Here is an 11,126-nt window from a genome sequence, read left to right on the forward strand (position 1 = left end):
AGAGCCGGGACGCCGCCTATTCCGTCGGCGGGTCGAGTACGCGGATGAGCACCGCGGCGATCTCGCCGAGCGGTTCCGGGCGGGTCATGTCGAGGTGTTCGCAGTGAACGAGGTGATCGACGATCTCTCCGTCGACGAAGTCCGCCCAGTCGCCCGCCGATTGATCGCCGAGATCGCGGCCCAGGGTCGCGGTGAAGAACACCAGGTCGCCGCGGAACAGCCCGGGGGTCTCGCCGAACACCAGCTCCTGGTTGCGCATGGAGGCCGCGAAGAGCTCGTCGATCAGTACGGGATCGAGCTCGATCCGGCCGGCGCCCTCGCGGTCCATGAGCTCGGCCACCCAGTTGCCGTCAGGCATTTCCTCCCGCCAGGTGTCGTCCGGCGGATAGGAGTCCATCATGGCCAGGAGGGCGACCTCCTCGCCCTGCTCCTGCAGCCGGCAGGCGATCGCGTGCGCGATGCCGCCGCCGAGCGACCAGCCCAGCAGGTGGTAGGGGCCGACCGGCTGGACCTGGCGCACGTGGGCGAGATAGTCGTCGACCAGCTCGGAGAGTGAGCCGTGCCGCACGGCGTCGGTGCCGATGCCGCGCGTCTGCAGGCCGTACATCGGCCGATCGACATCCAGGTGCTGCAGCAGCCCGGTGTAGCACCACGCCAGGCCGGTGGCCGGGTGTACACAGAACAGCGGCGGCTTGGTCCCCCGGGTGCGCAGCGGGAGCAGGATGCCGGTCGGACGCACCCCGCCGGCGTCCTTGCCGTCGGCGAGGTCGCAGATCCCCGCGACGGTCGGCGCGTGGAACAACTCCTGCAGGCTCACCTCGATCCCCAGCGTGGACCGGATCCTGGCGATCACCCGGGTCGCCGACAGCGAGTGGCCACCCAGGTCGAAGAAGTTGTCGTCGATGCCGACCGGGCTCACCCCGAGCACCTCGGCGAACAGCCCGCAGAGCAGTTCCTCGCGGGAGTCGCGGGGGCCGCGGCCGCCGGCCGCGCCGGTGAACTCCGGCGCGGGCAGCGCCCGGTGGTCCAGCTTCCCGTTGAGCGTCAACGGCAGCGACTCCATCGGCACGAACGCCGCCGGCACCATGTACTCGGGCAGCAGCGCGGCCACGTGCGCCCGCAGCTCCGCGCCGTCCGGCAGCGCCCCGGCCGCGTCCGGCACCAGATAGGCCACCAATCGCTGGTCGTCCGGCCGGTCCTCCCTGGCGATCACGGCCGCCTGCGCCACCTGGGGATGGGCGGCCAGCGCCGCCTCGACCTCGCCCAGTTCGATGCGGAAGCCGCGGATCTTGACCTGGTCGTCGCCGCGGCCGACGAACTCCAGGACGCCGTCGGCCCGCCATCTCGCGAGGTCGCCGGTCCGGTACATCCGCGTGCCCGAGCCGAACGGGCCGGCCACGAACCTGCTCGCGGTGAGCCCAGGGCGGCCGAGATAGCCGCGGGCCTGACCGTCGCCTGCCACGTACAGCTCGCCCGTCACGCCGAGGGGCACGGGGCGCAGGCCGCTGCCCAGCACGTACGTCTGGTAGTTGGGCAGCGATCGGCCGGCGCCCACCCTGTCGTGCCGCTGGACCTCGGCCCACTCCAGTTCGTGGGAGGTGACGTGGACGGTGGTCTCGGTGATGCCGTACATGTTGACGAGCCGGGTCGTGGCGGTGGGGAACGACTCGTACCAGCCGCGCACGTGGTCCCGCTTGAGCGCCTCGCCGCCGAAGACCACCAGACGGAGCTCGGGCAGCGGCTCGCCGTGCTCTCCCGCCGCGCGGAGGATTTCCCGGAAACTGGACGGCGTCTGGCTCAGCACCGTGACGCGGCGTTCCCGCATGAGCTGCCAGAACGCCTCCGGCTGGTGGATCACCTCGGAGGAGACCACCACCACCCGCCCGCCACTGGCGAGCGCGCCCCACAGCTCCCAGACGGAGAAGTCGAAGGCGTAGGAGTGGAACATCGTCCATGCGTCACCGGGGCCCAGGTCGAGCTGCTCGCAGGCGGTCTGCAGGAGGTTGACCACGCTGCGATGCGCGACCACGACCCCCTTGGGCCGTCCGGTGGAGCCGGAGGTGTAGATGACGTAGGCGGGATGGTCGGCCGAGACCTGGCGGCGCGGATCGGTGCCCGGGTGCGCGCCGATCTCCGCGGCGACTCCTGGGTCGTCGAGGATCAGCGTCGGCACCGCTGTGCCCGCTGTGCCCGCCGATACCGTCAGCAGCAGCACGGGCCGGGCGTCCTCCAGCAGGTACGCGACGCGGGAGGCGGGGTAGCCGAGGTCGACGGGCAGGTAGGCCCCACCGGCCTTGAGGACCGCCAGCAGCGCCACGACGAGGTGCTCGGATCTGGGCAGCGCGACCGCGACCAGGGACTCGGGCCCGACGCCCAGGGAGGCGAGGTGGCGGGCGAGCCGGTTCGCGCGGGCGTTCAGTTCGGCGTAGGTCAGCACGCGCTCTTCCGACACGACCGCCACCGCGTCCGGCGCGCTCGCCGCCCGCGCCTCGACCAGCTCGGTGAGCGTGGCCTCCGGCACCTGCCATGGCGTGCCGTTCCACGCCGTCACCAGGGTCTCCCGCTCGTCCGCCGAGAGCAGCTCGACCTCGTCGATGCCACGGCCGGGATCGGCCACCATGGACGCGAGCAGCCGCTCGAAGCGGAGCGCGAGCCGTTCCACGGTGTCGCGGTCGAACAGGTCGGCGGCGTACTCGACGACGCCGAGCAGGCCGCCGGGCGAGCCGTCGTCCGCGTACCGCTCGCTCATCACGAACCCGAGGTCGAACTGGACGACGTCGAGCGCCACGTCCTCGTAGGAGGTGCGCAGGCCGGCCAGCGGCAGGTCGAACGCGCCGTCGTTGTGCAGCGCGAACAGGGTCTGGAAGAGCGGGTGGTGGCTGCCGCGCGAGGGGTTGAGCGCCTCCACCAGCCGCTCGAACGGCAGATCCTGATGCTCGTAGGCGGCCAGATCTGTAGCCCGGACCCGATCGATCAGCTCACGGAACGTCGGATCGCCCGAAGTATCGGTCCGCAACACCAGCGTGTTGACGAAGAACCCGACCAGATCATCCAGCGCGTCATCCAACCGCCCGGCCACCGGAGTCCCGATCGGGACATCACCCCCAGCACCCAGCCGGGACAACAACGCCGCCAGCGCCGACTGCACCACCATGAACAACGTCGCACCACTCTGCCTGGCCAACGCCAGCAACCCACCATGCAACTCCGCCGAAACAGCGAACCGCACATGATCGCCCCGATAACTCGGCTCCGCCGGACGCGGCCGATCAACCGGCAACACCAACTCCTCCGGAAGACCCGCCAACTCCGCCGACCAGAACCCCAACTGCCCAGCCAGCACACTGCCCGGATCGTCCTCCTCCCCCAGCAACTCCCGCTGCCACAACGCGTAATCCGCGTACTGAACCGGCAACGACGACCACACCGGCACCAACCCCCGCACCCGCGCCCCGTACGCCACCGACAGATCACGACACAGCACACCCGTCGACCAGCCATCCGCGGCGATATGGTGCATCACCAGCAACAGCACGTGCTCCTCCGGCCCCAGCCTGAACAGCCGGGCCCTGATGGGAAGCTCCTCGGCCAGGTCGAACGGCTGGTGCGCGGCCTCGGCCAGCGCCTGGCGCAGCTCCGCCTCGGTGACGTCGGCCGCCTCGACGGCCGGCTGGGCCGCCTCGACGATCCGCTGGTACGGCACGCCCCCGATGACGGGGAAGACCGTCCGCAGCGCCTCGTGCCGCTCCACGACGTCGGCGATCGCGGCGGTCAGCGCGGCGGCGTCCAGCCCGCCGCGCAGGCGGACGGACATCGGCACGTTGTAGGTGGCGTTCGAGCCTTCCCACTGGTTGAGGAACCACAGCCGCTGCTGGGCGTAGGAGAGCGGGATCCGCTCAGGCCGGGCGGCGGGCGCCGGTGCGGGCCGGACGGAACCTGGCGCGCGAAGCCGGGCGATGCCCGCCACGGTGGGGTTCGCGAACAGCTCCCGCACGCTCAGCTCCACGCCCAGCGCGGACCGGATCCTGGAGATCAGCCGGGTGGCCAGCAACGAATGCCCGCCCAGCTCGAAGAAATCGTCGTCGACGCCCACCCGGCCCACGCCCAGCACCTCGGCGAACAAACCGCACAGAACCTCTTCACGCGGATCACGCGGCCCGCGACCGGTGGAGAGCCCGTCGAAGGAAGGCGCGGGCAACGCCCGCCGATCCACCTTGCCGTTCGGCGTCAGCGGCAACGCCTCCAACGGCACGAACGCCGCCGGGACCATGTAGTCGGGCAGCACCGCGGCCAGGGCTGTCCGCAGGACGGCCGGCTCGACGCCGCCGACCGGGTAGCCGACGAGCCGCGCGGTCCCGGTGGAGTCGTGGTGCAGGCCGGCCGCGGCGTCCCGGACGCCGGGCACCTTCCGCATCGCCGCCTCCACCTCGCTCAGCTCGATGCGGAAGCCACGGATCTTGACCTGGTCGTCGGCACGGCCGAGGAACTCCAGCTCGCCGTCGGCCCGCGCCTTGACGACGTCGCCCATGCGATACATGCGCGACCCCGCGGGCCCGAACGGATCGGCGACGAACCGGCCGGCGGTCAGTCCGGGGCTGCCGATGTAGCCGCGCGCCACGCCGCCGCCCGCCACGTAGAGCTCGCCCGCCACCCCCGGCGGGAGCACGCTCATGTCCTGGTCCAGGACATAGACCTGGACATCGGGCAGCGGCCTGCCGATCGGCACGAACCGCTCGCCGGTCGGTTCCGGAGTGGGCGTGAAGGCGGTGGCGTCCACCGTGACCTCGGTGGAGCCGTAGGCGTTGACGGCCAGCGATCCCGGCTGGAGCACCTCCAGCAGCTCCCCGCAGGCGGTGACGGGCCAGCCCTCCGAGCCGACCGTGAGGTGGCGCAGCGGGGGGAACGTTCGGCCCTGCCGCTTGACCTCCTGGACCAGCGTCCGCAGGAGCGAGGGGACGATCTCCAGGCTGGTCGCCGCCGAACTGTCCAGCAATTCCAGCAGCCTGGCCGGGTCGAGGGTGACCTCGATCGGGCTGATCGTGAGCGTCCCGCCGAAGAAGATCGACCTGATCATGTCGGCGAAGAACAGGTCGACGGAGATTCCGGACACCGAGACGAACCGCGGCTTCAGGGCGGAGAGCCCGTACTGGAGGTCGTAGGTGTGCGCGAGCCTCAGCAGGTTGCCGTGCTCGACCATCACGCCCTTGGGGCGGCCCGTGGTGCCGGAGGTGTGGATCACGTAGGCGAGGTCTTCGGCAAGCACGCCCGCCCGCGGATTCCCGGCGGGCTCCGCCGCGATGGCCCGCCGGTCGTCGTCCAGCATGACCGCCGGCAGGGCGGGCAGCGCGGCGGCGAGGCCGGACCGGGTCAGCACCAGGGACGCGCCGGTGTCGGCGAGCAGGAACGCCAGCCGGTCCGCCGGCTGATCGGGGTCCAGCGGCACGTACGCGGCACCCGCCTTGAGGATGGCCAGCACCGCGGCGACCAGGTCCACGCCGCGCTCCAGGTGGACGCCGACGACGTGGCCGCGGCCCACTCCCCTGCCCGTGAGGTGGTGGGCGAGCCGGTTGGCCCGCCGGTTCAGCTCCGCGTACGTGAGGGCGTCCGGCCCGCACACCACGGCCACCGCGTCGGGGCTCCGGCGCACCTGCTGGTCGAACAGGTCGTGGACGGCCCGGTGCGGGGGGCGGTCGCCGGTGGCCGTGTCGTTCCATTCGACGAGGACGCGTCGCCGCTCGGCCGGGTCCAGCAGGTCGGGGCGGCTGATCGGCTGTCCGGGGTCGCCGGCCATCGCCGCGAGCAGCCTGAGAAGGCGCCCGGCCATGGCAGCGACGGTGCCGTGATCGAACAGGTCCGTGCTGTACTCGATCGCTCCGTGGAGGCCCGCCGCCCGGCCGTCGTCGTCGCGCTCCTCGATCAGGTCGAAGGAGAGGTCGAACTTGGCGCCGACGGCAGGCGAGGGCACGAAGGCGGCGCGCGCGCCGGGCAGCTCGAACTCGCCCGCTGTGAGGCTCCGCTCGACGCTGAGCATGGTCTGGAAGAGCGGGTGGTGGCCGCCCGCGCGGTCGGGGTTGAGCGCTTCGACGATCCGCTCGAAGGGCAGGTCCTGGTGCTCGTAGGCGGCCAGGTCGGCGGTGCGGACCCGGGCGATCAGCTCGCGGAAGGTGGGGCGGCCGCCGGTGTCGGCGCGCAGCACCAGCGTGTTGACGAACAGGCCGATGGCGTCGTCCAGCGCGTCCTCGTCGCGCCCGGCCACCGGGGTGCCGATCGGGATGTCGGTCCCCGCGCCCAGACGGGTCAGCAGCGCGGCCAGTGCCGCGTGCAGCACCATGAACAGCGTCGCGTGCGAGTCACGGCCCAGTTCCAGGAGCCGGGCGTGCAGAGCGGCCGGTATCGCGAAGGGCAGCGTCGCCCCGCGGTGGCTGGGCTGGGGCGGGCGCGGCCGGTCGGCCGGCAGCGCGAGGCGGGCGGGGAGGCCGGCCAGCTCCGCCGACCAGAACGCGAGCTGCCGGGCCGGCACGCTGTCCGGATCGTCCTCCGAGCTCAGCAGCTCGCGCTGCCACAGCGCGTAGTCGGCGTACTGGACGGGCAGCGGCGCCCAGTCCGGTGCCCGGCCCTCGGCGCGGGCCGTGTAGGCGCGGGCGAGGTCGCGTCCCAGCGGGGTCATCGACCAGCCGTCGGCGGCGATGTGGTGAAGAAGGATGAGCAGGACGTGCTCCCGCTCGTCCAGCGCGAACAGCCAGGCCCGGAGCGGCGGCTCCACGGCCAGGTCGAAGGCGTGGCCGGCGGCCTGCTCGATCAGCGCCGCCAGCTCGTCCTCCGTGCAGGCGACGACCTCGACGTCCGGGCGGGCCTCGACGACCCGCTGGTACGGCACGCCGCCGGTGGCGGGGTAGACGGTGCGCAGGCTCTCGTGCCGGTCGGTCACGTCGCCGATCGCGGCGATCAGCGCCTCCCTGTCGAGGGTTCCCGACCAGCGCACCGCGACCGGGATGGTGTAGGTGGGGCTGGGCCCCTCCCACTCGTGCAGGAACCAGAGCCGCTGCTGGGCGTAGGAGAGCGGCACGACGCCGGAGCGGGGGGCCGCCGTCAGCGCCGGGCGGGTCGTTCCCGTCATGGCGCGCCGTGCGACGCCTGCCACGGTAGGGTCCGCGAACAGCTCCCGCACGCTCAGTTCCACGCCCAGTGCGGACCGGATCCTGGAGATCAGCCGGGTGGCCAGCAGGGAGTGCCCGCCCAGCTCGAAGAAGTCGTCGTCGACGCCCACCCGGCTCACGCCCAGCACCTCGGCGAACAGCCCGCACAGGATCTCCTCGCGAGGATCGCGCGGCCCGCGACCGGCGGGGAGCCCGTCGAAGGCCGGCGCGGGCAGCGCCCGCCGATCGAGTTTCCCGGTCCGCGTCAGCGGCAGCGACTTCAGCGGTACGAACGCCGCCGGGACCATGTAGTCCGGAAGCACCGCGGCCACGTGCGCCCGCAGCGCCGCGCTGTCCGGCACGGCCCGCGCGTCCGTGGCCGTCAGGTACGCCACCAGCCGCCGCTCGCCCGAGCCGTCCTCGGCCACGGTGACGACCGCCTGCGCCACCTGCGGATGAGCGGCCAGCACGGCCTCGACCTCGCCCGGCTCGATGCGGAAGCCGCGCAGCTTGACCTGGTCGTCGGCCCGGCCGACGAACTCCAGCACCCCGTCGGCCCGCCACCGCGCCACATCGCCCGTCCGGTACATCCGGGTGCCCGGCTCGAAGGGAGAGGCCACGAACCGGCCCGCGCTCAGCCCGGGACGGCCGGCGTACCCGCGGGCCAGACCGCCACCGCCCAGGTAGAGCTCACCCGCCACCCCCGCCGGCACCGGCCGCAGGCCGGAGTCCAGCACGAAGGCCCGGACGTTGGGCAGCGGCCGTCCGATGGGCAGCGAGCGGTCGTCCGCGGTGAGCTCGTGGACGCTGGACGTGCAGGTCACCTCGGTCAGGCCGTACACGTTGAACAGCCGGGCCGCGCCCAGGGGGCGCCATCTCTGGAGGTGGTCGGGCGAGACCCGCTCGCCGCCGATGATGACGAACCGGAGCGACTCCGGCAGCCGTCGCCCCTCGCGCGTGAGGGCGTCGACCCATTCGTGCCAGTAAGGCGTGGTCACCTCGAAGCCGGTGATGCGCTGCGACTCCAGGTGCCCGGCGAGGTCGGCCACGACGGTGAGCCCGGCTGCCCCCGGGAGGACCACGCAGGCGCCGGCGAGCAGCGTCGGCAGGACCTCCTCCACGATCACGTCGAACGAGACGCCGGCTACCTGCAGGATCCGGTCATCGGCCGAGAGGCCCAGGACGCCGGACATCGCCAGGGCGTACCGCGCCAGCTCACCGTGGACGAACATGGAGCCCTTCGGCCGTCCGGTGGAGCCCGAGGTGAAGAAGACGCAGGCCAGGGCTGCGGGGTCGAGCGCCGGAAGGGGCCGCGGGGCGACGGGGGCGCCGTCGACGTGCAGGACGGCCAGATCGGCGAGGCCGACGCCGTCCAGCCCGGCGCCCGGCTGCGGCATGGTGATCACGGCTTCGGCTGCCGCGTCGCGCAGCATCGTCTCCAGCCGCAGGGCCGGGGTCGCGGGGTCGAGCAGGAGGAACGCCTTGCCGGCCAGCATCACGCCCAGCATCGCGACCACGAGCTCGGGCCGCTGCTCCGTCATCACGGCGACGACCTGCTCGGGGGAGGTGCTCAGCCGGAGCAGGCGGTGGGCGAGCCGCTCGGCCCGCTCGACCAGCTCGGCGTAGCTGACCTTGCTGTCCCCGCAGCTCAGCGCGGTCGCATCGGGAGTCTGTGCGGCGCGCAGCCTGATCAGCTCGGCGACGTTCGTGCCGCCGGCATGGTCGGCCCGCTCGCCGTTCCACTCGACGAGGAGCCGGTGGCGCTCCTCGTCGCCGAGCACGTCGATGTCGCCGATGGGCCGATCCGGGTCGGCCGTGACCGCGCCGAGCAGGCGGAGCAGGCGCTCGGCCAGCGAGCGCGCGGTGTCCTCGTCGAACAGGTCGGTGCTGTACTCCAGGCCGCCGCGCAGGCCGCGGGGACGGCCGTCCTCGCCGTAGCGCTCGGCGAGCCCGAGCGTGAGGTCGAACTTGGCGACCCGGAAGCCGACCGGGCAGTCCGAGACCCGCACGCCGGGCAGCTCGAAGGGGGGCGGGTCGTCGTTGCGCAGCACCAGCATGACCTGGAAGAGCGGATGGTGGGCGGCCGAACGGGCCGGGTTGAGCGCCTCGACCAGCCGCTCGAACGGCAGGTCCTGGTGCGCGAAGGCGTCCAGGTCGGCCTCGCGGACGCCGGCCAGCAGCTCGCGGAACGTCGGATCGCCCGAGGTGTCGGTCCGCAGCACCAGCGTGTTGACGAAGAACCCGACCAGATCGTCCAGCGCGTCGTCGGTGCGCCCGGCCACCGGGGTGCCGATCGGGATGTCGGTCCCGGCGCCCAGGCGGGTCAGCAACGCGGCGAAGGCGGCCTGCAGGACCATGAAGACGGTGCTGTCGCTCTCCCTGGCCAGCGCGACCAGCCGCTCGTGCAGGGCGGCGCCCACCTCCAGCTCGACGAGCGCGCCGGTGTGGCTGGGCAGGGCGGGGCGGGGCCGGTCGGTGGGCATGTCGAGCTGGTCGGGCAGCCCGGCCAGCCGCGCGGACCAGTAGGCGAGCTGGCGGGAGAAGACGCTGTCCGGGTCGCCGTCGCCGCCGAGCAGCTCGCGCTGCCACAGGGCGTAGTCCGCGTACTGCACGGGCAGGGGGAGCCAGCCGGGGGCCTGGCCGGCGCGGCGCGCGGTGTAGGCGGCGGCGAGGTCGCGGCTGAGCACGTCGACCGACCATCCGTCGGCGGCGATGTGGTGCATGACCAGCACCAGGACGTGCTCGTCCGGCGCGGGCGCGCACAGCCACGCCCGGATGGGCAGCTCGGCCGCCAGGTCGAAGAGGTGGCCGGCGGCCTCGTCGACGGCCGCCTCCAGCTCGTCCGGCGCGCAGGCGCGAATCGAGAAGAACGGCCTGGCGAGGTCGGCGTCGACGATCTGCTGGCGCGCTATGCCGCCCGCGGCGGGGAGCAGGGTCCGCAGGCTCTCGTGCCTGCCGACGACGTCGTTCAGCGCGCAGGTCAGCGCCTCCACGTCGAGCCGCCCGGACAGCCGGAAGGCTATCGGGATGTTGTAGGTCGCGCTGGGGCCCTCCCACTCGCGCAGGAACCACAGCCGCTGCTGGGCGTAGGAGAGCGGCACCACATCAGGCCGCGGCACGGGCACGAGGGCGGGACGCGGGTCGCCGCTCTCGTTCCAGCTCGCCGCGATGGTGGCCACGGTCGGCGAGACGAACAGCTCTCGCACGTTCACCTCGGCGCCGAGAGTCGATCGGATGCGGGAGACCAGCCGGATGGCCAGCAGCGAGTAGCCGCCGAGGGCGAAGAAGTTGTCGTCGATGCCGACCGAGGGCAGCCCGAGCACCTCCGCGAACAGGCGGCACAGGATCTCTTCGCGGGGGCTGCGCGGGCCGCGGTCGGCCGGCTCGCCGGGCTCGGGCGCGGCGTGAGGCCGGACGAAGTCCAGCCGGCCGTCCAGGCTCCGGCGCGCCAGGTCGCCGGTCCGGTACATCCAGCCGCCCGCGCGGTCGAAGGGGTCGGCCACGAACCGGTCGGCGGCCCAGCCGGCGCGGTCCGGCGCAAGGTAGGAGCCCGAGACGTACAGCTCTCCCACCGCGCCCGCGGGGACCATGGAGAGGCCGCCGTTCAGCACGTAGATCCCGGTTTCCGCGAAGGCGTGCTCGGCGGGCTCCAGCACGTCGGCCTGCCCGATGCGGGTCGCGGGGGCGGCGACCATCGATTCGAGGACCTTCAGGAACCGGCGCCCGATCGAGCGGACGGTGTCCCGGTCGAACAGGTCGGTGGCGTAACCGATGACGCAGTCGAGGCCTGCCTCGTGTTCGGTGACGGCGACAGTGAGGTCGAACTTCGAGACGGGGAGGTCGACGGGCCGCTCGGCGGCCGTGAGTCCGGCGAGGTCGAGGTCGAGGTCGTGGACGGTGGCGTTGTCGACCACGAGGGAGGTCTGGAAGAGCGGGTGGTGGCTGCCGCGCGAGGGGTTGAGCGCCTCCACCAGCCGCTCGAACGGCAGA

At 72.9% G+C, this 11,126-nt stretch carries 1 protein-coding gene; it reads right to left on the bottom strand.

Annotated features, from left to right (window positions below):
* Positions 1-16: 16 nt before the first annotated feature.
* On the bottom strand, positions 17-11,125 hold the full coding sequence (locus V5E28_RS40135; protein WP_336214998.1) for an amino acid adenylation domain-containing protein: 11,109 nt from the start codon (positions 11,123-11,125) through the stop codon (positions 17-19).
* Position 11,126 lies beyond the last annotated feature (1 nt).

The organism is Nonomuraea sp. LPB2021202275-12-8 (assembly GCF_037044575.1).
GTDB lineage: Bacteria > Actinomycetota > Actinomycetes > Streptosporangiales > Streptosporangiaceae > Nonomuraea.